The organism is Proteocatella sphenisci DSM 23131, from assembly GCF_000423525.1.
Lineage (GTDB): Bacteria > Bacillota > Clostridia > Peptostreptococcales > Filifactoraceae > Proteocatella > Proteocatella sphenisci.
In genome coordinates this window covers 1-25,398 of record NZ_AUID01000016.1, presented here as the reverse complement: position 1 = coordinate 25,398, position 25,398 = coordinate 1, and the positions used below count along the sequence as shown (strand labels likewise).

At 32.9% G+C, this 25,398-nt stretch carries 28 protein-coding genes; 25 read left to right on the top strand and 3 right to left on the bottom strand.

Annotated elements, in window-relative coordinates; translation table 11 throughout:
- Positions 1–23: 23 nt before the first annotated feature.
- From G558_RS12675 to G558_RS12665, 9 genes are all read left to right on the top strand, one after another.
- On the top strand, positions 24–911 hold the full coding sequence (locus tag G558_RS12675; protein WP_036931775.1) for a DUF4349 domain-containing protein: 888 nt from the start codon (positions 24–26) through the stop codon (positions 909–911).
- The gene (locus G558_RS0107260) at positions 904–2,157 is read left to right on the top strand and encodes a sensor histidine kinase (RefSeq protein ID WP_028829588.1); all 1,254 of its coding nucleotides are present in this window, start codon (positions 904–906) and stop codon (positions 2,155–2,157) included. The genes G558_RS12675 and G558_RS0107260 overlap by 8 nt, the downstream gene beginning before the upstream one ends.
- Positions 2,138–3,001 (top strand): DNA-binding domain-containing protein, encoded by an 864-nt coding sequence (locus tag G558_RS0107255; protein WP_028829587.1) that lies wholly within the window; start codon positions 2,138–2,140, stop codon positions 2,999–3,001. The genes G558_RS0107260 and G558_RS0107255 overlap by 20 nt, the downstream gene beginning before the upstream one ends.
- A gap of 90 nt (positions 3,002–3,091) precedes the next feature.
- A complete protein-coding gene (locus G558_RS12670; RefSeq protein WP_071604467.1) occupies positions 3,092–4,513 on the top strand; it encodes an alanine/glycine:cation symporter family protein in 1,422 nt (473 codons plus the stop codon).
- 170 nt (positions 4,514–4,683) lie between these two features.
- Positions 4,684–5,106: a hypothetical protein gene (locus tag G558_RS0107245; protein WP_028829586.1), complete on the top strand. Its 423-nt coding sequence runs from the start codon at positions 4,684–4,686 to the stop codon at positions 5,104–5,106.
- 102 nt (positions 5,107–5,208) lie between these two features.
- On the top strand, positions 5,209–5,538 hold the full coding sequence (locus G558_RS0107240) for a tRNA-binding protein (RefSeq protein ID WP_028829585.1): 330 nt from the start codon (positions 5,209–5,211) through the stop codon (positions 5,536–5,538).
- A 286-nt stretch (positions 5,539–5,824) separates the two neighbouring features.
- Positions 5,825–6,901, top strand: coding sequence for a fused N-dimethylarginine dimethylaminohydrolase/saccharopine dehydrogenase domain-containing protein (locus tag G558_RS0107235; protein ID WP_028829584.1), 1,077 nt, complete (start codon positions 5,825–5,827; stop codon positions 6,899–6,901).
- Positions 6,902–6,946: 45 nt separating this feature from the next.
- Positions 6,947–8,041, top strand: coding sequence for a fused N-dimethylarginine dimethylaminohydrolase/saccharopine dehydrogenase domain-containing protein (locus G558_RS0107230; protein ID WP_028829583.1), 1,095 nt, complete (start codon positions 6,947–6,949; stop codon positions 8,039–8,041).
- Positions 8,042–8,187: 146 nt separating this feature from the next.
- Positions 8,188–8,715 carry a hypothetical protein gene (locus G558_RS12665; RefSeq protein ID WP_051188569.1) on the top strand — a complete coding sequence of 176 codons (528 nt, stop codon included), beginning with the start codon at positions 8,188–8,190 and terminating at the stop codon, positions 8,713–8,715.
- Between the two features lie 90 nt (positions 8,716–8,805).
- Here the strand turns inward: G558_RS12665 and G558_RS0107220 are convergent, their stop codons facing one another.
- Positions 8,806–9,570: an SDR family NAD(P)-dependent oxidoreductase gene (locus G558_RS0107220; RefSeq protein WP_028829582.1), complete on the bottom strand. Its 765-nt coding sequence runs from the start codon at positions 9,568–9,570 to the stop codon at positions 8,806–8,808.
- 234 nt (positions 9,571–9,804) lie between these two features.
- Between G558_RS0107220 and G558_RS0107215 the strand changes: the two genes are divergently transcribed.
- The 13 genes from G558_RS0107215 (at position 9,805) to G558_RS0107155 (ending at position 20,090) form a co-directional block, all read left to right on the top strand.
- Positions 9,805–10,251, top strand: coding sequence for a GNAT family N-acetyltransferase (locus G558_RS0107215; RefSeq protein WP_028829581.1), 447 nt, complete (start codon positions 9,805–9,807; stop codon positions 10,249–10,251).
- Between the two features lie 74 nt (positions 10,252–10,325).
- Positions 10,326–11,123, top strand: coding sequence for a tryptophan-rich sensory protein (locus tag G558_RS0107210; protein WP_242825215.1), 798 nt, complete (start codon positions 10,326–10,328; stop codon positions 11,121–11,123).
- 84 nt (positions 11,124–11,207) lie between these two features.
- A complete protein-coding gene (locus G558_RS0107205; RefSeq protein WP_028829579.1) occupies positions 11,208–11,609 on the top strand; it encodes a bacteriohemerythrin in 402 nt (133 codons plus the stop codon).
- 51 nt (positions 11,610–11,660) lie between these two features.
- The gene (locus G558_RS0107200) at positions 11,661–12,065 is read left to right on the top strand and encodes a bacteriohemerythrin (protein WP_028829578.1); all 405 of its coding nucleotides are present in this window, start codon (positions 11,661–11,663) and stop codon (positions 12,063–12,065) included.
- Positions 12,066–12,242: 177 nt separating this feature from the next.
- Positions 12,243–12,722, top strand: a complete 480-nt coding sequence (locus tag G558_RS14110; RefSeq protein WP_036931774.1) for a permease — start codon at positions 12,243–12,245, stop codon at positions 12,720–12,722.
- The gene (locus tag G558_RS0107190; RefSeq protein WP_028829576.1) at positions 12,719–13,258 is read left to right on the top strand and encodes a permease; all 540 of its coding nucleotides are present in this window, start codon (positions 12,719–12,721) and stop codon (positions 13,256–13,258) included. Before G558_RS14110 ends, G558_RS0107190 begins: the two co-directional genes overlap by 4 nt.
- 95 nt (positions 13,259–13,353) lie before the next feature.
- Complete coding sequence (locus G558_RS0107185; protein WP_028829575.1) at positions 13,354–14,043, top strand: Crp/Fnr family transcriptional regulator; 690 nt, start codon at positions 13,354–13,356, stop codon at positions 14,041–14,043.
- Between the two features lie 67 nt (positions 14,044–14,110).
- The gene (locus G558_RS0107180) at positions 14,111–14,878 is read left to right on the top strand and encodes a formate/nitrite transporter family protein (RefSeq protein ID WP_028829574.1); all 768 of its coding nucleotides are present in this window, start codon (positions 14,111–14,113) and stop codon (positions 14,876–14,878) included.
- Between the two features lie 2 nt (positions 14,879–14,880).
- Complete coding sequence (gene asrA, locus G558_RS0107175; RefSeq protein WP_028829573.1) at positions 14,881–15,900, top strand: anaerobic sulfite reductase subunit AsrA; 1,020 nt, start codon at positions 14,881–14,883, stop codon at positions 15,898–15,900.
- Positions 15,890–16,681, top strand: coding sequence for an anaerobic sulfite reductase subunit AsrB (gene asrB / locus G558_RS0107170; protein ID WP_028829572.1), 792 nt, complete (start codon positions 15,890–15,892; stop codon positions 16,679–16,681). Before asrA ends, asrB begins: the two co-directional genes overlap by 11 nt.
- 9 nt (positions 16,682–16,690) lie before the next feature.
- Positions 16,691–17,659 carry a sulfite reductase subunit C gene (gene asrC, locus G558_RS0107165; RefSeq protein ID WP_334290865.1) on the top strand — a complete coding sequence of 323 codons (969 nt, stop codon included), beginning with the start codon at positions 16,691–16,693 and terminating at the stop codon, positions 17,657–17,659.
- Positions 17,660–17,848: 189 nt separating this feature from the next.
- Positions 17,849–19,492 carry a hydroxylamine reductase gene (gene hcp, locus G558_RS0107160; RefSeq protein WP_028829570.1) on the top strand — a complete coding sequence of 548 codons (1,644 nt, stop codon included), beginning with the start codon at positions 17,849–17,851 and terminating at the stop codon, positions 19,490–19,492.
- A gap of 151 nt (positions 19,493–19,643) precedes the next feature.
- Positions 19,644–20,090 carry an Hsp20/alpha crystallin family protein gene (locus tag G558_RS0107155; RefSeq protein ID WP_028829569.1) on the top strand — a complete coding sequence of 149 codons (447 nt, stop codon included), beginning with the start codon at positions 19,644–19,646 and terminating at the stop codon, positions 20,088–20,090.
- 50 nt (positions 20,091–20,140) lie between these two features.
- Here G558_RS0107155 and hcp (G558_RS0107150) read toward each other — a convergent pair whose 3' ends face one another.
- On the bottom strand, positions 20,141–21,769 hold the full coding sequence (gene hcp / locus G558_RS0107150; protein WP_028829568.1) for a hydroxylamine reductase: 1,629 nt from the start codon (positions 21,767–21,769) through the stop codon (positions 20,141–20,143).
- Positions 21,770–22,014: 245 nt separating this feature from the next.
- Between hcp (G558_RS0107150) and G558_RS0107145 the strand changes: the two genes are divergently transcribed.
- Entirely contained in the window at positions 22,015–22,461 is a 447-nt protein-coding gene (locus tag G558_RS0107145; protein ID WP_028829567.1) for a DUF134 domain-containing protein, read from the top strand.
- A complete protein-coding gene (locus G558_RS12660; RefSeq protein WP_051188562.1) occupies positions 22,454–23,281 on the top strand; it encodes a magnesium transporter CorA family protein in 828 nt (275 codons plus the stop codon). Before G558_RS0107145 ends, G558_RS12660 begins: the two co-directional genes overlap by 8 nt.
- A gap of 62 nt (positions 23,282–23,343) precedes the next feature.
- Here the strand turns inward: G558_RS12660 and G558_RS0107135 are convergent, their stop codons facing one another.
- Positions 23,344–23,664, bottom strand: coding sequence for a hypothetical protein (locus G558_RS0107135; RefSeq protein WP_028829566.1), 321 nt, complete (start codon positions 23,662–23,664; stop codon positions 23,344–23,346).
- A 216-nt stretch (positions 23,665–23,880) separates the two neighbouring features.
- Here G558_RS0107135 and G558_RS0107130 point away from each other — a divergent pair, with 216 nt between their 5' ends.
- Positions 23,881–25,152, top strand: coding sequence for a hypothetical protein (locus G558_RS0107130; RefSeq protein ID WP_028829565.1), 1,272 nt, complete (start codon positions 23,881–23,883; stop codon positions 25,150–25,152).
- Positions 25,153–25,398 lie beyond the last annotated feature (246 nt).

Here is a 25,398-nt window from a genome sequence, read left to right as displayed (position 1 = left end):
TCTTTATTACAGGAGGAATAAGTATGAAAAAAACATTATTCAGATATTTAGCTGTAATTATGATAGGTCTAATTTTACTAAGTGGATGTAGCAGCAAAAGTTTGGAGGATTCGGTTCAATCTGCAGGTGCAGAATCTCTAGAAACAAACAATCAAAGCCTTATTGCTGATGGAAAACCAGAGATTATAGAGACGCGAAAACTTATACGAACAGTTAATATGACTATTGAAACGAACAAATTTGATAAGAGTTTAGAACAAATAAATACCATCTTATTAAATACAGGTGGTTACATTCAAAATTCCCAGATATCAGGAAATCGATATGGTTCACAGGATAATCGAAGTGCATATCTTGTAGTAAGGGTACCAAATGAAAAATTATCCTGGTTTTTAGAAAAGACAACAGACTTAGGAAATGTAATAGATAAATCAGAGAATATAGAAGATGTTACTACTCAGTATACTGATACACAAGCGAGGCTGACTTCTTTGAAAACAGAATTTGACAGACTTCTTGTACTAATAGATAAAGCGGAGAAACTTGAGGACATAATAAAACTGGAGGAACGTCTGTCGCAAGTAAGATATCAGATGGATTCGCTAACTGCCCAACTTAAAATCATAGACAACGAGGTTGATTTTTCAACTGTTAGTATGGAATTATATGAAGTGAACCTATTTACACCTTCTGAGGACAATAACATATCACAAAGGATAGGTACTGGCTTTAGAGAGTCTTTATTGAATATATACATTATTATGCAAAGTGTAATCGTTGTAACAATATCACTTCTGCCATACTTCTTTGTAACAGCTTTGATATTGATTATAGTCTTATTTGTTTACAGAAAAATAAACAGGAAAATAAAAAACAAAAAAATAGACAAATTGGGAGACGGCAATGAATAAAGTTAAAAAAATGCTACTTGCTCTAATTGTTATTGCTGTATCTTCTCGGCTATATATTAATTTTTACACATCAAATTTCAATTTTTCCTTTGGTGCAGTTTTATTTCCTGTATTTATATATCTTGATGATGAACGAAATCCACTAAGCTTTGGAATATTGCTTAGTTTTACATTTTTTTTATTCAGATTTATATTTGATCAGGAGTTTATGAATGTTATACCTGAAATGACATTTTACATGCTCTATGGATTGATTTTTTTCATTGCATATAAAATTAAAAGATCATATTCACTCAAGGCTATGTTTTTTTTAATAATGTTATCTGATTTTGCAGGAAATATTCTTGAAATGTATCTTAGAATAGGAAATTTGGTATCAGACAGGTATGTAATCAGAGGCCTTGCAACAGCAGCTGTTACAAGGGCTGTTTTTGCAGCGATTATAATATTGTCACATAAATACTACCGAAATCTGCTTATAAAAGAAGAGCATGAACTCCGATATAAAAAACTCTTATGGTTTACATCTCAGCTCAAAACTGAAGTATATTGGATGGAAAAAAATATGGATCATATTGAAAAAGTTATGGGGAGTGCATACAATCTTTTTATCGATATATCTGAAAAAAAGAATGAAAACAATTGGAGTAATCGGGCTCTGGAGATTTCTACAAATACCCATGAGATAAAAAAAGAGTATGATATTGTTGTGAGAGGGATAGAATCAATACTAGAACATTCTGATGAAGATCCAGGAATGAATTTCAGTGAAATAGCAAGAATTCTGAAAGAAACCATAAAGCAATCTATAGTTTCAAGTGGGAAAGATATTTCGCTGGAATTTATATCTAGAGATAATTTTTATACCTTTAATCATTATGATCTCATGTCAATACTTAGAAATCTTATTAATAACTCTGTCGAAGCAATAGATAAAAAAGGAGAAATTAAATTTATTCATAAGAAAGTAGATGGAAAACACATTTTTCGAGTTGAAGATACTGGAAGTGGAATACCACATGAAGATAGATCTTTTATTTTTTCGCCAGGCTTCTCTTCGAAAATAAACTATTCAACTGGAGAAATAAACCGTGGGCTTGGTCTTGCGCTTGTAAAGAATATAGTAAAGGATAAGCTTGGAGGGGAGATCAACTTTATAAGCAAAGAAAATGAGGGGACATCTTTCTTGGTTGAAATTCCGGCAAAAAATCTAGAGGGAGGATTTGATGAGAATATATTTGATTGATGATGATATACAAATTATACGTATTTTAAAAAAAATCATAATAGACAGGAAACTTGGAGATATAGTGGGAAGTTCGACATCTTCTCTTATGGCTGAGAGTGAAATTTCAATCATACAGCCAGAAATTGTACTTGTTGATCTTTTGATTCCTCAAAAAGATGGATTATATCTGGTGAAAGAATTAAAAAATAAATACCCTCAAATGGAATTCATAATGATATCACAGGTGTCATCTAAAGATATGATAGGAAGGGCGTACAAGTATGGTGTGGAGTATTTTATAAATAAACCAGTAAATGCGCTTGAAGTAGAAAGTATAATTAAAAAAGTTAAAGAACGTATCAGAATGATGAGAAAGCTAAATGATTTTTCGGAAAAAGAAAGTAAGTCTTCATCGCTGACTAATGATAATGACCATGACAAGAGCGATATGGAAAAGTACATGGGCATATTAAAAGATGTGATAATGCAATTAGGAATAATGGGAGAAAAAGGGACACAGGACATTTTAATGCTCTGTGAATACATAATTTCACACAGTATTAATCTCAATGATTATACTTTACGAGAGTTATGCACGACATTGTCTGAAAAACCAAAATCTATGGAGCAGAGGATGAGAAGAAGTATAATGCTTGCAATGACAAATATCGCTCATATTGGTATTGAAGATTATATGAATGAAACATTCGTAGAGTTTTCCAATCGTCTGTTTCAGTTTGAACAAGTAAGGACACATATGGATTATATAAGAAAAAAATCAGAAATAGAAGGTAGTGTTGCTATCAAAAAATTTGTTTTTGGGTTAATACAATATTGTGAAAATAAAATCGATTCAAAATAATTATAGTGAATTTGTGTTATTTTTGAAACCTGGTGTAGTTTTTTGTAGTCTTTAATATATACTCCTATGTAATTTAAAAGGAGGAAATATATGAATTTATTTGAGAATTATGTAGCAAGGCTTGCAGAAATAGCATGGGGGCCGTTCACGATTATTATGCTTGTTGGGACTGGAATATATCTTAGTTTTGGAACAAGATTTGTTCAATTTCGAAAAATGAAAGTTGCAATAAAGTCACTTTTTGAGAAAAATGACGACGACGAAGGTGATATCAGCCCTTTTCAGGCACTTATGACCAGCCTGGCGGCTACAATAGGAACAGGTAACATAGTTGGCGTTTCTTCAGCCATTGCTATTGGTGGGCCTGGAGCTGTTTTCTGGATGTGGATAAGTGGAGCGATAGGTGGAGCGACTCGTTTTGCAGAAGCTTTTCTGGCAATCAAGTATAGAGAAACTAATGATGCCGGTGAAAAATCTGGTGGACCAATGTATTATATAAAAAATGGAATCCAAGATCATTACGGAGTAAACGTGGGCTGGCTTGGTGGAGCTTTCGCTGTATTCGGACTTATGGCTTCATTTGGAACTGGGAATATGGCTCAGGCCAATTCTGTGTCACAATCCCTTGAGATTACCTTTGGAATCAACCCGGTAATATCAGGCGTTGTAATGGCAGTTCTTACAGCTGTAGTTATTCTGGGTGGAGTTAAGAACATAGGTAAAGTAACAGAGAAGATAGTTCCTGTAATGGCAATTGTGTACATATTGGGATCACTTTTTGCGATTCTTTCAAATTATCAATATATACCACATGTTTTTGGGATGATTTTTTCAAATGCTTTTACAGACAAAGCAGTTGGAGGAGGAGTTATTGGTACTGTACTTAGGATGGGTATTGCAAGAGGCGTATTTTCAAATGAAGCGGGTTTGGGTAGTGCTCCAATTGCCCATGCGGCCTCAAAGAACAACAATCCTGTAACAGAGGGACTTACAGCATCATTGAGTACTTTTATAGCTACATTGGTAGTTTGTTCGATGACAGCATTTGTAATTCTTGCTTCTCCTGCTATATCAATGACCGCAGAAGGAGTAATGGAAATACAGGGAAATCTTCAGGGCGCGGTTTTAACAACCACGGCTTTTGATTCTCTGCTACCAGGAATAGGCGGATATATTGTTTCGTTTGGACTTGTGTTTTTTGCATTCTCAACAATACTGGGCTGGTATTATTATGGTGTAAAATGTGCAGAGTTTATTGCGGGAGTAAAAATTACAAAAATTTATACATGGGCATGGATAGGGCTTGTATTTGTAGGAGCGATAATACCACTGGAAATAGTGTGGGGACTGTCAGATCTCTTCAATGGTCTTATGGCTTTACCAAACCTTATAGGGTTAATTGCACTGAGTCCTGTAGTATTTGCAGTATTAAAGGAGTATGAAGTAGACGAATTAAAATATAAAAACAATATAAATACTGAAATAATATCTAGTTCTGAAGAAGCAAGTTAGTTTTTTTGTATAAAATGTTTATATTTTCAAATAAAATTATAAATATTCTGAAAAAGGTTGATTATTAAAAATATATATACTATAATGAATATTAGAATGAACAAAGGAGGGCTGTTTTAAATATAATCATTTATACAAAAATATAAAATTGTGTCAGGAGGAGAGAAATTATGAGAACTGAAGCATTAATAGGAATTAGTCCAACCAACAGAGGTTGGTACAATAATATCAAAAGGAACAAGGCAAAAAAAGTTAATTATTTTACAAATGGATGGGAACCTAAAAATTTCGAAGAAGGAAGTACCTTACATCTTGGAGAACAAAAGAAAATTTATGCATCTGGAGAATATGTGGAAACCATAAAAGATACCGTGGAAAATGTATTTAACAAAGATGAATTAAACTGGCTGATGAATGGACTTGAATCTGATTCGAGTGACGAAAAAGAATTGCTTAAGCTGTTAAGTAAAATAACAGGACAGCATTTGACTCTAAATTCTATTGTAACCTGTCTAGTTATAGACAATGTTAAATACCATAGCAAGTCTTTAGCTTCACAAAAAATAATAAACCAGGCAATAACATATATATAAAATCAAAAAAACGATATTACCAGTTTATGGTAGTATCGTTTTTTTTGATTTTGTAATATAATGTAAACATAATAAGATTATTTGTAAAAGACTGGAGGAGAAATGGCAACATTAGATGATTTTTCAAAAATAGATATAAGAGCAGGTGAAATTGTTAAGGCTGAAATTTTTAAAAAAGCCCGTAAACCTGCATATAAGCTCTGGGTGGATTTTGGTGAAGAAATTGGAATAAAACAATCCAGTGCCCAGATAACAGATTGTTACAATATAGAAGATCTTTTGGGAAAACAGGTTTTTGGAGTTGTGAATTTTCCTTCAAGGCAGGTAGCGGACTTTATATCAGAAGTTTTGGTACTTGGAGTGTATTCAGAAAAAGGTGTTGTATTAATCGAACCGGAGAGAATTGTTAAAAATGGAGATAAATTAGGATAAAAGATTGGGTGGGAGTAATTCTGCCTGTCTTTTTTTAAAATTTGTTTGTATTTGTTGAATTTTTAAAACTAATTAAACAACTTTTAATTTTGGAGTAGATATTTTTGATAAAAAATGTTATAATAATAACTATATTCAACGAAAATATGTGATAATTGTAGCTTATAAATGTTGAAATTCCAATAGATACACAAAACGAGATGTTATATAAATAACCAACTTTTCAGAAGATTTCTAAAAAAATGTTTATTTATATTTATAAATTGAATTATTGAGGAGGAGACTAATGTCTTTTGTATTACCCAAATTTACACCGCCGGATTTTAATTCTAAGATCTTTCAAGATTCCAATGAAATAAAATTTGGAGAAGTTACAAAAAATGGAGTGGCTCCATCGGGCTTTTACCTTACCAGCCATATGCCGACCTACTATAATTATAATAATTCCTGGAAAATTCCAAAGCGTAATTCACAAAATTGTGTTGCTGTTGTACAGGGGAATGAAATAGTGATAAAAGAGCTTAATGATTTAATAATTGGAGAAAGAGTTGTTTTAGGAAAAGAAGCTATTGTTGAAAATGGAATCTATATTCATAGAGAAGGTTTTGACCAAAGTGTAGCTTCGGAGCCGATAAGATTTGTTGAAAGCTCTTTTACAGGTGACTATGACTATCTTATAGAACTAATGCGACATGAAAAAGAAAATGGAGGACACATACTCTGGGTTCTGGGACCGTCTGTGGTATTTGATTATTATACTAGAATAGGCCTATCAGAGCTTGCTGAAAATGGGTATGTTCAAGGACTTTTAGCAGGAAATGCAATGGCCACTCATGATCTTGAGGCAGGTTATATAGATACCGCGCTTGGCCAAAATATATACACCCAAGAATCAATGCCTATGGGGCACTACAACCATCTTGATTTATTAAACGAAGTAAGACGTTCGGGATCGATAAGAGATTTTATTAAAGAAGGAAATGTAAAAGATGGATTTATCAAAACTATAGATAAACTGGATATTCCCTATGTACTTGTTGGATCTATACGAGACGATGGCCCTCTTCCAGAAGTATACACTAACATACCACAAGGACTTAATGCCATGAAAGAACAGACAGACAAAGCAACTCTTATAATAGGCCTTGCAACAATGTTACATTCTGTATCGGCGGCAGAGTTGGCTTCGAGTTACAGGGTTAAAGAAGATGGAAGTATCGTGCCGGTATTTATGTACAGTGTAGATGTAACTGAGAATGTGGTTAATAAAGTAATGGCAGCAAGAGAGTATATAGCGGTAAAACCAGTCGTTACAAATGTTCAGGATTTTGTTGTAAATGTTCAAAGAGGACTTATTAAATAAATTAAAAAGCAAAATCCACTTTTTATAAAAAGCAGGAGTTGAAATATGAAATTCGATATACCAAAATATAATGCACCAGATTTTAACCTGGAAATTTTTGTTAACGCACCAGATGTTAAATTAGTTGAAGTTGACAAAGAAGGGGTTTCGCCTGAAAATTATCACGCTCTTTCAGTTTTTCCTGAATATTTCAAAGTTAATGGAAAATGGATACTTGCAACACAGAGCAGGATGGACTCTGCATGCGTTGTAAACGATGAATTAGGAAAAGAGAGCTTGAAAATAGTTGAATTAAGAAATCTGAAAAAAGGTGACAAGGTCGCAATTGGAAGAAAAGAAGACGGAAGTGAAGGCATATATATGTATGCGCACGGATTTAATGCCAGCCTTAAATGTTCAGATACATTTGCATTTAGATGTGGAAGATCAAGAGAAACAGCATTTTCCGTAGATTATGATAAATTATATGAAATACTCAGAAATGAAAAGAAGAACAACGGTTATGTGACTTGGGTTCTTGGGTCAGCAATAAGTCTGGATCGTGGAACGAGGGCAGCACTTGAAAAACTCATAAGAGATGGTTATGTGGATGCTATACTTTGTGGAACCAGCCTTGCAGCATTTGATCTTGAATGTGCTGTCTGTGACACCGTTTGGGGACAAGAAGTTTTTGTTAAAGAACAAACCACTATGGGGAATTATTATGAAACTATAAACATGGTGAGAGATGCAGGTTCAGTAGAAGACTTCATAAAGACAGGTAAGGCAAAAGATGGAATAATTAAAGCCTGTGTTGAATGCTCTGTGCCATTTGTACTTTCGGGAACAATAAGAGACAGGTTTACTCTTCCTGGGACGTATAATGATGTAAGAGACGCGCAAGATGCTATGAGAGTTCATGCAAGAAAAACATCTACAATAATAATGGTTTCAACAGCACTGTTTACTATAGCTACAGGAAATATGACGCCGTCTTATAATGAATTTGAGGGTATTATAAGGCCCGTTTATATGTATACAGTCGATATTCAAGAGTTTGCTGTAAACAAACTCGCAGACAGAGGGACCTTGACAGCGACTTCAATTGTTACTAATACACAAGACTTTATAAAACATATAGGAAGAGCATTATCTAAATAAACAATAAGACTTACGAGCTGTAGATATTTCTTCAGCTCGTTTTATATATAATAAAGTGCTTTTTTATATATAAAAATTCTGTTTATGGGTATATATAAATACGGAGTAAGGTATAATTAGACACTAGCAACGAAGGAGGATTTTTTATGAATGATATACATGTTAATGCAATAAGAAATATACAAAGAAATGAACCCACGAAAAATATCAGCAAGAAAAATGTCGTAGAAAAAGACAAAGACAAAGACAAAATAGATATTAATGCTTTAAAAATGAGTGTGGAAGAACAAAAATCAAATATCAAGAATATGGTAAGAGACCTTGTTGAAAAACAAGGATTTAAGTTTAATGCTTCATCTTTGGTATTTAGAGATGGGAAGCTTTTTAATGAAGACGATAAGGAAATAAAAATAGACAAGGTAACCTCTTTAAAAGCGCAGGCAGATATAGCAGAAGATGGATTCTGGGGAGTTAAAAAGACCAGCGAGAGGATAATTGATTTTGCAAAGAGTATAACTGGAGGAGATTCATCTAAAATTGATTTAATAAAAAACGCTATAAAAGATGGGTTTAAAGCAGCTGAAAAGATGTTTGGTGGTAATTTGCCTGAAATATCGAGTCAAACTTACGATACTGTGATGAAAGCTTTGGATGAATGGAATACCGATAAATAGTTCCAAAGAAAAAAGCGACTAGTTCGCTTTTTTTAATGCTAAAAAAAGTCAAAAAAGATGACAAAATATATGCCATCTTTTCTAATTGTTTTAATAAGCTGACCATCCTGCGTCAGAAACTATGCATTGACCATTTATCAGACTTGATTCATCTGAGGCAAGAAATAGGGCTATTTCAGCTATTTCGGGAGTATTTCCATTTCTCGGATTTCCTCCCATGCCTGTCATTATTATATTCATGGCATCCTCATTAATGTGCTTCATATATTCTCCAGAGCCTATGTCTGTTTCAACACCCCCTGGGCAGATTGCATTACATCTTATGTTTTGTTTTGCATACATAAAACCTGTATTTTTGGTTAACCCAACCAGTGCATGTTTTGCAGCAGTATAAACTGCACCAGCTCTGGCGCCATATAAACCACTTAGAGAGGCAATATTTATTATGTTTCCTTTTCCTTCTTTAAGAAATATATTTACTGCTTTTCTACTTGTATAAAAATTTGCAAATACATTCAAGTCGAAAATTTTGTTAAGCATATCGTCTTTTACATCACCCACTGCGCTGAAATCATCCATCATTCCAGCATTGTTTACCAATATATCGAGTCTTCCCGAATTCGTATAGGCATATTCGATTAAATTTTCGGCATCTTCTTGATTTATAAGATCGGAACTACAGGGAATAATTTTTCCTTCAAAATCTTTTGCTTTTTCAGCAAGTTCTTCGAGTTTTTCGATTCTTCTCGCTGCAGCATAAACAATAGCCCCCTCTTTAGCAAAAATATAAGCAATTTCTTTACCCATTCCTGAACTTGCACCGGTTACTACGGCTATCTTACCTTTTAATTTCATATTACCCTCCTTTTCTTAAACTCAATTTTAAGTTATATACCCTTGTTAAAATAAACTAAACTATAGAATATTCTTGTAATTGACTATAATAGTTATGCATTTGGGTATTAAATGACTAGAACTTGGTATAGATATAAATATAAATATAAATATGTCTTGCCCCAGCGATATGCCATTAAAAAAGAAGGGAGTATGTCAAAACTGTCAATATAATAGAGTTTTGGCAAATAAATTATGGAAATTATAATAAAACGATTTAAAGATTTGGATATTAAAGAATTATATGAAATTCTAAGAGCAAGAGAAGCGGTATTTGTAATAGAGCAGGAGTGTTTTTATCAAGACCTTGATAAAAAAGATTATAATGCATATCACATGTATATGATTGATGATGACAAAGTGGCAGCTTATCTTAGGATACTAGATAAGGGCATTTCTTTTAAAGAAATTTCTATTGGAAGAGTAATGGTAGATTCTGAATATAGAGGAAATGACCTTGCAAATACTCTTATGAAAAGCGCTATTGATTTTATAGAACACAATATGAATGAAACTAAAATAAGGATATCTGCTCAGCTTTATCTTAAGGATTTCTATAATAGACTGGGGTTTGAAGTTGAATCGGAAGAATACATAGAAGATTCTATACCTCACATTGAAATGTTATACTGTAAAAAATAAAATGTAAATAGAAAATGCATTTGGATTTATATAGTCCTTAATGCGTTTTTCTTTTATTAAGGGAGGGAATGAGAGTGTCCAATTATAAAAACAAATATTTAAAAATAAAAATAACAACTACTGTAAGTTACATTATTATGATAGCGGTAAATTTTTTGGCCAATTCAATTCCAATTAATGGTGTAAAGACATCAGAGGTTTCTGATGCTTACAAAAATTTATTTACGCCTGCGGGTTTTACCTTCTCAATTTGGGGAATCATATATTTATTGCTTGCTTTACATCTCTTATATGAATTTGAATTTTTAAAGAAATTCAGTGAAAAAGTAAATATTAGATTAGTAAATAAAGTTGCGCTACCATTTTCAATTTCATCTATTGCAAATGCTGGATGGATAATTTCGTGGCATTACAATTATATTGGAGTATCAGTTGTGTTTATGATAGTAATACTGATATCACTTTACTATATAAATAAGGAAATCAGTAAAAGAAATTTAAATTCTAAACAAAAATTTTTTATTCGAATTCCGTTTGGCATATACTTTGGGTGGATTACAGTGGCTACGATAGCTAACATAACAGTGTTTCTTGTGAGTATAGGATGGAGTGGTTTTGGCATTTCTGATGTAATATGGACAAATTTAGTTCTCATAATTGGTACGATTATTGGTTCGCTTGTGCTATTGAAATTCAGGAATATTGAATATGGATTAGTATTGATCTGGTCTTATTTTGGCATATATGTAAGGCACACCTCATCATCTGGATTCTATAGCGAATACCAGGGAATAATCTATACTGTATTGTTTTGTATAGCCTTATTAATTTTTAATATTATATATATTTTATTAAAATCCAAAAATAATTGATTTAAATGGGTTGATAAAAGTGTAAAGTAGTGATAGTATTGATAATAGTTATTAATAAGGTAATTCATATAAATGGAGGTAGGAATGGCATTCAAATGGAAAGACAGTTTAACTACTGGAAATACAACTATTGATTCTCAGCATAAAGAACTTGTTAACGCAGCGAATGAGCTCCTTGAAGCATGTTCTCAAGGTAAAGGTAGAGAAGAAATTGTAAGAACGGGAAAATTTCTTTTGGGTTATACAAAAAAACATTTCGGTGATGAGGAAAGACTGCAGTTAAAAAGTAAATATCCTGACTATGATAATCACAAGAAACTTCATGAGATACTAGTTAAAGAGGTTAATAATCTTGTTTCAGATCTAGAATCTCAGGGACCGACAGTAGTTTTGGTAGGTAAAATAAACAACCTTATATCGGGGTGGGTATTTGATCACATATCACGTGAAGATATAAAAGTTGCAACACATATAAAAAATAGTTAATATATTTACAAAAAATTACAATAAAATAATTTAATCAGAGGAGATAACGAAATGGCATTTAAATGGAAAGACAGCCTACTTACAGGCAATGGCACTATTGATGGTCAGCACAAAGAGCTTATTGAATCAGCTAATACACTTCTTGTAGCGTGTTCTGAAGGAAAAGGACGTGAAGAAATAAGTAGAACAGGAAAGTTTTTATTAGACTATACAAACAAACATTTTGGAGATGAAGAAAGACTTCAAATTAAGAGCAAATATCCTGACTATAACAATCACAAGAAATTACATGAATTTTTTGTACAGGAAGTAAAAAATATTGTTTCAGATTTAGAGTCTCAAGGACCTAACGTAGCTTTGGTTGGAAGGATAAACAATCTTATATCTGGATGGTTTTTTAACCACATCTCAAGAGAAGATGTAAAAGTTGCAGCACATATAAAGAGTAATTCATAATTTAAATTTGTAATTTGTGGGGCTGAATACCTAATCCGTCATTCAGTCCTTTTTATATACAATCAAAGTGTAACTTTGTTACTGAATTAAGAATCGAAATAGTGTAATATTAGAATTAAAGCATGGATTTATTTTTATATATGCGGTAACCATTAAATTTTAACTTAAGGAGACATTATGTCATTTACACTAGTATTGTATGTCATAGCTGCAGGAGGCCTTGGGATTTCTTTTTATAAAGATAAAAAGAAAACTAAGATAGCCTTGAAAAAGGCATGGAAATCATTTGAAAACATATTGCCTCAATTTTTATCTATATTGCTTATAATTGGATTTGCATTAGCCTATCTGACTCCAGAAAACATATCTGGAATTATAGGGTCAAATTCAGGTTGGTTTGGAACTTTAACAGCCGCAATTTTGGGATCAATTACTTTAATACCTGGATTTATTGCTTTTCCGCTTGCTTCTGCTTTATTGAAAAATGGAGCAGGATATATGCAAATAGCCGCTTTTGTATCAACGTTAATGATGGTAGGAATTGTAACTATCCCAATGGAAATTAAGACTTTTGGTAAAAAGGCAACGATTATACGTAATATTTCGGCTTTTGGGTTTTCAATTATAGTTGCGGTTGTGATAGGAGTTATTTTATGATAAAAACACTTAAAAGATATAAATCTTCAATTTTGTTATTAGCTGTGGCTGTCTTCATATATATTATAAGCCCAGAAAAAGGTATAAAGATTTTTACGATTACAAAGAGTAATATTAAAGAGATGATTTCCGTTATACCGCCAATATTCGTTCTTCTTGGTCTGCTTGATGTGTGGGTTGATAGAAGCACTATGATAAGATTTACAGGTAAAGGATCGGGAATTAAAGGGATGTTAATATCATTTCTTTTAGGGAGTGCAGCAGCTGGACCGCTATATGCTTCCTTTCCCGTAGCAGCATTAATGATTAAAAAAGGAAGTAGTTTATTTAACGTTTTAATATTTGTGGGAGCATGGTCAACAACAAAGATTCCATTGTTAACATTTGAAGCGGCAAGCATGGGAATAAAATTTATGTCAGTAAGATTGATATTGAGTATTATGGGTATATTTATTATAGCTTATGTAACGGACAAACTATTAACAAATGACCAAAAAAATGAAATTATAGCACTTAACAGCAATATAAACGAATAACTATATATAAAAATAGCTTTAATTCACTTTTATGAATTAAAGCTATTTTTATAAAACAAAACTTATATTAAGAATTAATTAAAAAGAGGGTACATATGGATAATACGAGAAAATGTCTATTAAGAATAGATATATTAAAGGACATAAATGAAACAACGCTCAATTTGTTGGAGCCTTCTGCGAGCATCAGAAACTATAAAAAAAATGAACATATTTTCTTTGACAGAGAGGAAGTTGAAAATTTTTATTTTATCGTATCTGGAAAAGCAGGCTTGTACAAACTAAACAATAAACATGAAAAAAAAGTGATATTTGTATATGGTAATGGATCATTTCTCAATGAGGTAATGCTTCAAGATATATACGCGTCTATAAACTGTGAAATACTTACTGATAGTAAAATTTTGTGCATTTCTAAAGTGGCATTTATGAATGCTATGGAAATGGATTTCAAACTTTCAAAAGAAGTAATGGATTCTATGGCACTTAAGATAAGGCGCCTTTATCATCAGATTAAAAATACTTCAAGTACAGTAAGGCTTGATAAACAAATAGCTGCAAAGCTATGGAAATTATCTATTGATCATGGAAAAGTTTGTGAAGACGGAATAATGATTGATTTTGATCTGACCATAACTTATCTTGCTGATTTGGTTGGTTCCAAAAGAGAAACTGTATCCAGATATCTTAAAATATTAAGTGACAATTCTCTTATAATAATTCGTAAGAACCGGTTTATAATTAAAGACAGAGAACTTTTGCTTAAATATTTCAACGAATCGTGATATTTATCACAACGGTATTATGTTTTGATTGTTATAATCTTGATAAACATTAAACAAGGAGGTATTTATGTTTTCTGAAGAATTTTCTTCAATAGTAAGTGCGGCAAAAGTAAAATGTGATTTTTTTAAAAGAAATCCCAAAGGTTATTTTGTTGCATCATTGCTTGCTGGTATTTATGTAGGTCTGGGTATTATTTTGATATTCAACGTTGGTGGATTACTTTCAGGTCAGCCCTATGCCAAAATTGTAATGGGAGTTTCATTTGGAATTGCACTGAGTCTCGTTATAATGGCAGGATCTGAACTTTTCACAGGGAACAATCTTGTTTTAACTGCCGGGGCAATGACCGGAAATATAAGCTGGACACAGGTTTTCAAACTCTGGACAGTCTGTTACATAGGAAACTGGTTAGGTTCGATATTGATAGCACTAATATTTTATGCTGCTGGATTTGCAAGTGGACCTGCAGGAGACTTTATAGCGTCAACTTCTGCTGTAAAGATGAGTATACCATTTGTACAATTGTTTTTAAGAGGTTTGCTTTGTAATATTCTAGTATGCCTTGCGGTATGGTGCAGTTTTAAATGTAAAAGTGAAAGTGGAAAACTTATAATGATATTTTGGTGCCTTTATGCATTTATAACGTCTGGTTATGAACACAGTATTGCGAATATGACTTTGCTCACAATATCATTACTGGCACCCTTTGATTCTGCGATAAGTTTTTCGGGATACATGTATAATATTTTGACTGTGTCTTTGGGAAATATGGCAGGAGGAATATTATTTGTAGCTGTTCCTTATTATATGATATCCAAAAAGAAAGAGGTATAGGAATGGGTTTTAAATTTGTTAAATCTGAAATAAATACTGTATTTAGTGAGTTAAAAAATGGATATAGGTTATTTGCTCCCAAAATTTTTGAAGGGACAGGTCATTTTTCGGACACTGATGTCATACTTTACGGCGAAATATCCAATGTAGATGAGATAGTATTTGACAAAAAATCTCAGTTTTCTTTTAAAGAAATAATATTTCCTGTTTCAGAAACTATATTTTATTTTACAGAAAAAGATATAAAAAATGCTGATGAAGAAAAGAAAAAAACTATTGTTTTTTTGAGAAGCTGCGATCTTCACTCATTGAAAAGATTAGATGCTATGTATCTTGCGAACGGACCTGAAGATTTCTATTACAAAAGGCTAAGAGATAAAGTCGAGTTTGTACTAATAGGTTGTAAAGAGTCTTTTGAGAACTGTTTTTGCGTGGATATGAATACTAACAAGTCGGAAAATTATAGTTTTAGTATAGATAAAAGAAACGATGAATATTATGTTGATTGCAAGGATGACAAGTGGGACAATTTGTTTAAATCAAACTCAAATCAAGAGATGGATGTAGAACCAGATTATGTAATTGAAAATGTAGTCAGAGTTAATATACCAGAAAATTTAAGCATCGAAGTTTCTAAAAGCACTATGTGGAATGAGTATAACACCCGTTGCATAGATTGTGGAAGGTGTAACTTTGTATGTCCAACCTGTACTTGCTTTACTATGCAAGATATATTCTACACAGATAATGGGAAAGCAGGAGAAAGAAGAAGAGTATGGGCTTCATGCATGGTTGATGGATTCACAGATGTTGCAGGTGGAGGAAGTTACCGTCAGAAAAATGGACAAAGGATGAGGTTTAAAGTCCTTCATAAGGTACTTGATTACAAACAAAGAAATGGATATCACATGTGTACAGGATGTGGAAGATGTGATGATGTCTGCCCTGAATATATATCTTTTTCAAATACAATAAATAAACTGGAAATGGCCATGAAGGAGGTAAGTGAAAATGGAAAATAATTATTTGCCTTTCGCTTCTGAAATAATAGAGATAATAAAACATACAGATATAGAATATACTTTTAGAATGAAATACGAAGGAGAAGTAAAGCCAGGACAATTTTTTGAGGTGTCCATACCAAAGTATGGAGAAGCCCCGATTTCAGTAAGTGGAATAGGTGATGGGACAGTAGATCTCACGATAAGAAAAGTAGGAAAAGTTACTAATGAAGTATTTGAACTTTATGAAGGGCAGCATTTTTTCATTAGAGGGCCTTATGGTAATGGATTTGATGTAAACTTGTATAAAGGTAAAGAACTTGTTGTAGTAGCAGGAGGAACAGGTGTGTCCCCAGTAAGAGGTGTGGTAGATTATTTCAGTAAAAATATAGATCAGACAAATGGAATGACTTTCATTGCAGGATTTAAAACCCCAAATGATATTTTATTTCTGGAAGATTTTGGAAGCTGGAAAAAGAATATGAATGTCATATTGACTGTGGATTGTGCAGATGACAACAGCGCTTGTCAGGTGGGACTGGTAACACAATATATACCAAAACTTGAAATAAAAGATTTAGAAACGGCCAATGCAATTGTTGTAGGTCCGCCAGCAATGATGAGATTTTCCGCGCAAGGTTTGATTGATTATGGATTCAAAGAAGAAAATATATGGATTTCTCAGGAAAGAAAAATGTGCTGTGGCTTAGGGAAATGCGGACACTGTAAAATTGGAGATGTTTATGTATGCCTTGAAGGTCCCGTATTCAATTACACAAAGGGAAAGACTTTGATTGATTAGAAAAGGATGATGGATATGGATATAAATACTAAAAAACTGAAAAAGAATGCATTTAGGATAACCAAGCAAAGAGGAATAACTGCATCAAGAATAAGAGTCCCTGGTGGACATTTGAATGCAGAGTTTCTTTCAGTAATTCAAAATATTGCTCAGACTTATGGAAATGGTACGGTTCATATCACAAGCAGACAGGGATTTGAGTTACCTGGGATAAAATTTGAAGATATAGACAGGGTAAATGAGTTGTTGCAGCCTGTGATTGAAGGTCTTGATATAAATCAAATTGAAGAAGGCACGGGATACCCTGCAGCGGGAACCAGGAATGTAACAGCTTGTATAGGAAATAGAGTATGTCCTTACGGTTGTTATGATACGTCGGCTTTTGCTCAAAGAATTGAAAAAGTTATTTTCCCAAATGACCTGCATTTTAAAATTGCCCTTACTGGATGTCCTAATGACTGTGCAAAGGTGCGTATGCATGATTTTGGTATAATGGGTATGACAGAGCCACAGTTTAATGCTGACAGGTGTGTAAGTTGCGGTGCATGCGTTAAAGTATGTAAGAAAAAATCAGTAGAAGCCTTAGAGACTGTAAATTTCAGACCTCGCCGAAATGAATCAAAATGCATAGGATGTGGAGAATGCATACTTAGTTGTCCAAATTCAGCATGGACAAGAAGTGAGGAAAAATATTACAGATTCACTTTAATGGGAAGGACCGGTAAAAAGAATCCCAGACTTGGTGAAGATTTTATAAAGTGGGCTGATGAAGAGAGCATTACAAAAATAATATTAAACACTTACGGCTATGTAACTGAATATATTGAAAAAGATGCTCCAGGAGGAAAAGAGCATATTGGATATATAATAGATCGTACTGGATTTGAAGAATATAAAAAGTGGGCATTGAAAGATGTAGTATTATCTGAAAAAGCAGAAGTGAGTTCTCCAATTTATTGGAAAGGCATAAAATATTAGATGAAATATTAAATAAAACATTAATTATAAATAATTCAATTAAAAAATTATTATAAAAAATAAAATCGTAACCAATGTTACGGTTTTATTTTTTTATAAATGATATTATGTATTAGAAGATAAGTTTGTTAAAAACTATATTAACAAGATTGTAAAAATAAATTCAATAAATCTAAAGGAGAAAAAATAATGGAAAATTTAATGTTTTGTTATCAGTGTCAAGAGACGGCAGGATCTACGGGATGTACAAGATTAGGGGTATGTGGTAAAAATCCTCAGGTAGCAGCAATGCAAGATTTACTAGTTTGGGTAAGTAAAGGGATATCTGAAATCACTACAAGACTTCGTAAAGAAGGAAAACCTGTGTCTAAGGATGCAAACCATATTATTACATTAAATCTGTTTACAACAATTACTAATGCAAACTTTGATGACGAAGCAATAGTAGCTAAAATACAAGAAACTTTAGACGCAAGAGCTGAATTACTTAATATGCTTGATGACAAATCAGGTCTTTCTGAAGCAGCAACATGGAATGCTGACAAGAGCGACTGGGATTCAAAATCAAGAATTGTGGGAGTTTTATCAACAGAAAATGAAGATATTCGCTCACTAAGAGAATTAATAACTTATGGATTAAAAGGACTTTCAGCATATTCAAAACATGCAAATGTTCTTAAAGAAGATAATGAAGAAGTAGACGCTTTCCTTCAAAGAGCTCTTGCAGCTACATTAGATGATACTTTGTCAGTGGATGAGCTTGTGGCGCTTACTCTTGAAACTGGTAAATATGGAGTTTCTGGTATGGCAATGCTTGACGGTGCAAACACTTCGACATATGGTAATCCGGAAGTAACAAGTGTAAATATTGGAGTAGGTAAAAAACCAGGAATACTTGTTTCAGGACATGACTTAAGAGACCTTGAAATGCTTCTTGAGCAGACAAAAGGAACTGGCGTAGACGTATATACTCACAGTGAGATGCTTCCAGCTCATTATTATCCAGAATTTAAAAAATATGACAATTTTGTTGGAAACTATGGAAATGCATGGTGGAAACAAAAAGAAGAGTTTGAATCATTTAATGGACCTATCCTTATGACAACAAACTGTATAGTAGCTCCAAAAGATAGTTACAAAGAGCGTATTTTCACTACAGGTGCATCAGGATTCCCTGGTTGTGCACATATACCAGGCAGCATAGGAGAAGAAAAAGATTTTTCAGCTATAATAGAAATGGCAAAGAAATGCGATTCACCAATTGAAATAGAAACAGGTTCAATAGTTGGCGGATTTGCACATGCTCAGGTAATTGCACTTGCAGACAAAGTAGTAGATGCTGTTAAAACTGGAGCAATAAAGAAATTTGTTGTTATGGCCGGATGTGACGGAAGAGCTAAATCAAGAAACTACTATACAGATTTTGCAGAAGCATTGCCAAAGGATGCAGTAATTCTTACGGCAGGATGTGCAAAGTATAAATACAACAAGCTTAACCTTGGAGACATTGGTGGAATCCCAAGAGTACTTGATGCAGGGCAGTGTAATGACTCATATTCACTTGCTGTAATCGCACTTAAACTCAAAGAGGTATTTGGACTTGAAGATATTAATGATCTTCCAATAGTATATAATATTGCCTGGTATGAGCAAAAAGCAGTTATTGTACTACTGGCACTTCTTTCTCTTGGAGTTAAGGATATCCATCTTGGACCTACACTACCTGCATTCCTTTCACCAAATGTTACAAAAGTACTTGTAGAAAACTTTGGAATAGCTGGAATAGGAACAGTAGAAGACGATATAAATCTATTCTTTGGAGAACAAAAATAATTATATAATATATTCAAAAAAGTAGAATGTTAAGTCATTCTGCTTTTTTTATTTCATTAAATCGATTCGCAGGTAAAACGCATTTGATTAAATTGAATAAATAGGGGTAAAATGATATTATGAAGTTTTTTTGAAATGAAAGGAGGTTATTATGTTAGGTCTAGTTCCAATGAACAGAAGAAAGCAAGATGTTTTGATGTCAGACTTTAATAATTTCGACAATATGTTGGGGGATTTTTTTGATGACGGACTATGGGGAAAAAAGAATCTTCTTGCAGAAACTTTCAGAATAGATGTGCAGGAAAATGACGATGACTATGTTGTAGAAGCTGAACTTCCTGGCATAAGTAAAGAAGAAATAGAAGTTAAGATAGATAGAGGACGACTTCAGATTTCAATTGAAAAAGATGAATCCAGTGAAGAAATAAAGAAGAATTATATCCATCGTGAGAGAAAGCATAGTTCACTTAACAGAAGCATTTATTTAGCTGATGCTCTTGAGAACGGTATTGTGGCAAAACTCGACAATGGAGTTTTGAATCTTACTATACCTAAGAAACAAAAAGAAGACAGATCCAGGAAAATAGAGATACTATAGTGTATAAAAAAAGCCGTATAAAAACATACAGCTTTTTTTATGGTTATATTTTAAGACAGGAATAAATTTATATCGTCTTCTGGTGTACCTATTCCAGCTATTCCAAATTTTTCTACAAGTACTTTCGCAACATTTGGAGAAAGGAAACCTGGAAGTGTTGGTCCAAGGTGTATATTTTTCACTCCAAGAGAAAGAAGTGCCAGAAGTACAATAACTGCTTTTTGCTCATACCATGCTATATTATATGCTATTGGCAGGTCGTTTATGTCTTCAAGCCCAAATATCTCTTTGAGTTTAAGTGCGATTACAGCAAGTGAATATGAGTCATTACACTGTCCTGCATCAAGCACTCTTGGAATTCCTCCAATATCTCCAAGGTTAAGCTTGTTATAACGATATTTAGCACACCCTGCTGTAAGAATCACTGTATCTTTTGGTAGTTTTTCTGCAAACTCAGTGTAGTACTCTCTTGACTTCATTCTCCCGTCACATCCGGCCATAACAAAGAATTTCTTTATAGCTCCAGTTTTAACAGCATCTACTACTTTGTCTGCAAGTGCAAACACCTGGTTATGAGCAAATCCGCCTACAATTGAACCAGTTTCTATTTCAGTTGGAGCTGGACATTTCTTTGCCATTTCTATTATAGCTGAAAAATCTTTTTTGCCATTTTCTTCAACATTAATATGCATGCTTCCTGGATAACCAGCTGTTCCTGTAGTGAATATTCGGTCTCTGATTTCTTCTTTTCTCGGAGGAACTATACAGTTAGTGGTAAAGAGAACCGGCCCATTGAAAGTTTCAAATTCTGTAACTTGTCTCCACCATGAACCGCCATAGTTTCCAACAAAGTTGTCATATTTTTTAAATGCTGGATAGTAATGAGCTGGAAGCATCTCACTGTGAGTATACACGTCTACTCCAGTTCCCTTTGTCTGCTCAAGTAGTTGCTCAAGATCTGTAAGGTCGTGACCAGATATAAGTATTGCCGGATTTTTACCTACTCCAATATTTACATTTGTGATTTCGGGGTTTCCGTATTTAGAAGTATTTGCTTCGTCAAGAAGAGCCATTGCAGAAACTCCAAACTGGCCAGTTTTAAGAGTAAGAGCAACCAGGTCATCTGCAGTAAGTGAATCATCAAGTGTAGAAGCAAGGGCTTCATAAATAAAAGCATTTATTTCGAGATTTTCTTTTCCTGCGTTAAGAGCGTGGTGTGTATAGGCAGCCATTCCCTTAAGACCGTATATAATCATTTCTCTAAGTGAACGGACATCTTCATTATCTGTTGACAAAACTCCAACAGTTGATGCTTTTTCGAGCATAGAGGCCCTATCACCAACATCAAAATTAGAAGCATCACCAAGTTCGGAAACTGAAACTTTTGCTCTCAAGTCATTTCTTAAAGATATCACACGGTTGATCTGATTTTCTATAGCTTGCTCATCAAAATTGGCATTTGTTATTGTCATGAAGAGATTGTTTAGAACTTCATGGTTTACTTCAGGTATTGAATTGATATCGATATTTCCTTTTAAAACTATTTCAGATATACCTTTGCTTACATAAATAAGTAAATCCTGGAGCTTTGCAACTTCCTCGTTTTTGCCACATACTCCTCTTACTTCACAACCTGTACCTTTGGCTGTTTCCTGGCATTGATAACAAAACATGCTCATTTTTAATCCTCCTTAATAATTTAAGAAATAAATATCAGTTTTTAAGCGTATATAAAATTAACGCTTTGTATAGTTATACCATACTTGCAGCATCAATAAACAAATGAATATTGTCACTTGAAAAAATAAAAAAATAATTTTGAATATACTATAATTTGATAAATATGGTAGTATATATATAGTTTCATATGATTTGATTAAAAAGACACGGGATTGAATAAAAGAGAAATAACAGGAGGATAATTGTGCCCAGACCAACAAAGTTTAGAAGAGTAGAATTTTTTCCAAAGGACACATATTTTGTGCCTTTGAATAAGCCTAAATGTGAAATAGAGGAAGTGAATCTGAAAATAGAAGAGCTAGAAGCAATTAGATTAAAGGATATTGAAGGCCTTAATCAAGAAGAGTGCGCAGAAAAAATGCATATTTCAAGACAAACATTTCAAAATGTAATTGATAATGCAAGAAAAGTAATAGCAATAGCTCTTACACAAGGAAAAGCCATAAAGATAGGTGGGGGTCATTATACCACAAGAAACTGTGAGCTAAAGTGTGGTAATTGCGGAAAAATATATGAAGTAAAACAAGAAGATGATCATTTTATATGTCCAGAATGTAACTCGGAAAAAGTTGGGTGTAGAAAACGCAGTGAAACTTGTGAAAAATGGTGTAGAGGTATAAAAAATGTTTAAGGTTATTAAAATTGATGAGCTTTTCAAGGTTAGCCAAATGATTGAAAAGCAGGCTTATGATAAAATAGAATCAAACACGGTAGAAAGGCTTGAGTGTTTAGAGGGATTTGACTTAATAGCTTTTGACTGGCACAACGTTTTTGATCCAAGCCAGGAAACTTGCAGGATAATAATCTATTTCACCGAAAATAACATTATATTTATATGCAGAGATGATATGGCCAAAGAAATGCTTGATTTAAAAGTTAAAGAACATATCAGCTCAGAAAAGATTTTATCATCTTTTTTTATTGAACTTTTAAAATTTGATATGGATAACCTTGAAAATATAGAAGATCAGATTTTTAAATTTGAAGACGATTTATTAAGAAACACCAAAATAGACTTAGCAAGAGAGATTGTTTCATTTAGAAGGAGCTTGTCTTTATTAAAAAGATACTATGAGCAGCTTAACAGTATTTTTGAAGAGCTGCTTGAAAATGATAATGATCTTATTTCACAATCGCACATGAGGTATTTTAAAGTGCTTGATAATAGAATAGACAGGCTTTTTTTGTCTGTTTTGCATATTCAGGATTATGTATCACAGGTAAGAGAAGCATATCAGGCCCAGGTAGACATTGAACAAAATGTTATCATGAGAACTTTCACGGTCGTAACATCTATTTTTCTCCCTTTGACTCTTATTGTGGGCTGGTATGGTATGAACTTGAAAATGCCTGAATTTAACTGGCACAATGGATATCAATTCGTTATTATGGTTAGTTTGTCAGTATTTTTAATGTGCATAGCATTTTTTAAGAAGAAAAAATGGTTTTAAAAAAATTTAATATTTTACAACAAAAATCTCTCTTTTGACTTTAAAAGAGAGATTTTTTATCACTATATTTCATTTTCCCACTCAGCCACAAATTTTTCAAGATCATCTTTCATAACGGGAATCTGTGTATCGACTGAACCGCAATGCAGGCATTTGTCATTCTTAAAGCCTTGCTTAGTACATTTGTCTGCTACTTCCTGAGAGCAACCATAATTTCCACACTCAGAACAGCGAAAAACAGGATTGTTACAAGGGTGTTGTTGTTTTATGCCATCACATTTTGCGACAAGTGATTTCTCATCCTCACTCATTTCTACCTGTCTTTTTTGGTTGAGTCTTCCTCCTCTTTCCCATCTTTTATTATTTGGAAATACTTTTGGCATATAAGACACTCCTCTCTCTGACTAATGATTGATTAGAAATATTATTAAAACTATTCATCAGATATATACCACTAAATAAGGCATAGTAATCTTACATTATCATAAAAACTTGTTTAAGGTGCCCGCAAGAATGGTAAAAGTAAGTTGTAACTTGACGATATCAATGTTATTATAAATTCAAGATAATTACTTTTAAAGCCAAGTAAAGGAGAAGCTATGAATTCTATAAATAAGAAAATTTTAAGCCTGACAATGATTCTAATAGTTTCGCTTACAAGCTTTTCCCATGCTCTAGTAAAGCCTCTGAGACAATACAGTAATAGTGAAGCAGCTACTATATTCATGGGAGAGCTGGAGAATAAAATCAACAGCTTTGAAAAACAAAAAATATCTATGCTCGTAAAGAATTGGAAATCTCTCTATGAAGACAGGATTGATATTCAAAAAGGAAAACCTTCATCTAAAGAGGTACAGGCCATGAAAGAACTTATAAAAAAATTGGATGAGTACACTGTTAAATATTATTTTGACGGTAATTATGACAACACTTTTATTAATATGAATTATACTAATTATGTTTTAGAGAATCTTAAAACTGTAATTACGACAGTTGATTACGAAAGGCTGTATGTACTTTGTGAAAAATATGAGAGAGACTACACTATAAGTGATAATGAGGTAGAAAAAATAGTAGAAGAAGTAAAGGTCATATTAGTTAAATACAATAAACTGAACTCAGAACAGCTTATTCGTCATATATTAGGTGGGAGCGAGAATTTGCTCGCAGTATACACGATTGATGAAGGAAATCTTAATTATGAAGAAATTCCTCATGTCACTCTAAGTACAAAAGATCATCGGATAAAAGAAAAATATCCAGATATATGGAATGAAATCCTATCAATAATACCTTATGAATATTTCAATGGTTTTGATAATTTAATGATTACTTCAGATGGAGAAATGAATAATTTGGGTTATGTAATAACAAATGACTCAATTGGAAGCAGATGGAGCATTTCTGTAGATCCAGATGATACTTCAGATAAAGAATTATTTTATGAGACAGTAATACACGAATATTTCCACTATGTAACACTTAATGAAACTCAGGTATCATATTCTCAAGAACCTAATATATACACATATTACGACTACGAAGTAGTTACAAAACTGGATTCTTATCTTAATTTGTTCAGCATGAGTTTTTGGGATTTGTTAAGATTTGAAAATCAAAATACGGTAGACCGATATTTGTTCTATTTGAGACATAAATCGGATTTTGTAACCTCTTATGCCGCGACTGATACAGCTGAAGATATTTGCGAGACCTTCATTTCTTTTGTTATGAATGATAAACCCGACGATAATTCAGTGACGAGTCAAAAAATAAACTTTTTTTACGGATATCCAGAATTGGTTGATTTAAGAGAGGTAATAAAAACTAATATTGATAATATTAATATTGAATATGACAATGTAGCATAAATATTAAAAGGGGCTGTCGGTAAATAGCCCCCAAAGAAAAAAGCGACTAGTTCGCTTTTTTTAATGCAAAAAAAAATGACAAAATATATTGCCATCTTTTCCCGTTATATTTTATAATATAACTGCCCATGAAACAATATTATAACCAATTTTTTGAAAAAGGACAACAGGTTATTAATTTTAATCTTTACACAATAGGTTTACCTGCTGACGATCCAGTCTATACCCTAATAAATGTATTGGAGG

Coding starts and splice junctions, on each gene's coding strand:
- G558_RS12675 (WP_036931775.1), top strand. CDS start 24: ATGAAAAAAACATTATTCAGATATTTAGCTGTAATTATGATAGGTCTA.
- G558_RS0107260 (WP_028829588.1), top strand. CDS start 904: ATGAATAAAGTTAAAAAAATGCTACTTGCTCTAATTGTTATTGCTGTA.
- G558_RS0107255 (WP_028829587.1), top strand. CDS start 2,138: ATGAGAATATATTTGATTGATGATGATATACAAATTATACGTATTTTA.
- G558_RS12670 (WP_071604467.1), top strand. CDS start 3,092: ATGAATTTATTTGAGAATTATGTAGCAAGGCTTGCAGAAATAGCATGG.
- G558_RS0107245 (WP_028829586.1), top strand. CDS start 4,684: ATGAGAACTGAAGCATTAATAGGAATTAGTCCAACCAACAGAGGTTGG.
- G558_RS0107240 (WP_028829585.1), top strand. CDS start 5,209: ATGGCAACATTAGATGATTTTTCAAAAATAGATATAAGAGCAGGTGAA.
- G558_RS0107235 (WP_028829584.1), top strand. CDS start 5,825: ATGTCTTTTGTATTACCCAAATTTACACCGCCGGATTTTAATTCTAAG.
- G558_RS0107230 (WP_028829583.1), top strand. CDS start 6,947: ATGAAATTCGATATACCAAAATATAATGCACCAGATTTTAACCTGGAA.
- G558_RS12665 (WP_051188569.1), top strand. CDS start 8,188: ATGAATGATATACATGTTAATGCAATAAGAAATATACAAAGAAATGAA.
- G558_RS0107220 (WP_028829582.1), bottom strand. CDS start 9,570: ATGAAATTAAAAGGTAAGATAGCCGTAGTAACCGGTGCAAGTTCAGGA.
- G558_RS0107215 (WP_028829581.1), top strand. CDS start 9,805: ATGGAAATTATAATAAAACGATTTAAAGATTTGGATATTAAAGAATTA.
- G558_RS0107205 (WP_028829579.1), top strand. CDS start 11,208: ATGGCATTCAAATGGAAAGACAGTTTAACTACTGGAAATACAACTATT.
- G558_RS0107200 (WP_028829578.1), top strand. CDS start 11,661: ATGGCATTTAAATGGAAAGACAGCCTACTTACAGGCAATGGCACTATT.
- G558_RS14110 (WP_036931774.1), top strand. CDS start 12,243: ATGTCATTTACACTAGTATTGTATGTCATAGCTGCAGGAGGCCTTGGG.
- G558_RS0107190 (WP_028829576.1), top strand. CDS start 12,719: ATGATAAAAACACTTAAAAGATATAAATCTTCAATTTTGTTATTAGCT.
- G558_RS0107185 (WP_028829575.1), top strand. CDS start 13,354: ATGGATAATACGAGAAAATGTCTATTAAGAATAGATATATTAAAGGAC.
- G558_RS0107180 (WP_028829574.1), top strand. CDS start 14,111: ATGTTTTCTGAAGAATTTTCTTCAATAGTAAGTGCGGCAAAAGTAAAA.
- asrA (WP_028829573.1), top strand. CDS start 14,881: ATGGGTTTTAAATTTGTTAAATCTGAAATAAATACTGTATTTAGTGAG.
- asrB (WP_028829572.1), top strand. CDS start 15,890: ATGGAAAATAATTATTTGCCTTTCGCTTCTGAAATAATAGAGATAATA.
- asrC (WP_334290865.1), top strand. CDS start 16,691: ATGGATATGGATATAAATACTAAAAAACTGAAAAAGAATGCATTTAGG.
- hcp (WP_028829570.1), top strand. CDS start 17,849: ATGGAAAATTTAATGTTTTGTTATCAGTGTCAAGAGACGGCAGGATCT.
- G558_RS0107155 (WP_028829569.1), top strand. CDS start 19,644: ATGTTAGGTCTAGTTCCAATGAACAGAAGAAAGCAAGATGTTTTGATG.
- hcp (WP_028829568.1), bottom strand. CDS start 21,769: ATGAGCATGTTTTGTTATCAATGCCAGGAAACAGCCAAAGGTACAGGT.
- G558_RS12660 (WP_051188562.1), top strand. CDS start 22,454: ATGTTTAAGGTTATTAAAATTGATGAGCTTTTCAAGGTTAGCCAAATG.
- G558_RS0107135 (WP_028829566.1), bottom strand. CDS start 23,664: ATGCCAAAAGTATTTCCAAATAATAAAAGATGGGAAAGAGGAGGAAGA.
- G558_RS0107130 (WP_028829565.1), top strand. CDS start 23,881: ATGAATTCTATAAATAAGAAAATTTTAAGCCTGACAATGATTCTAATA.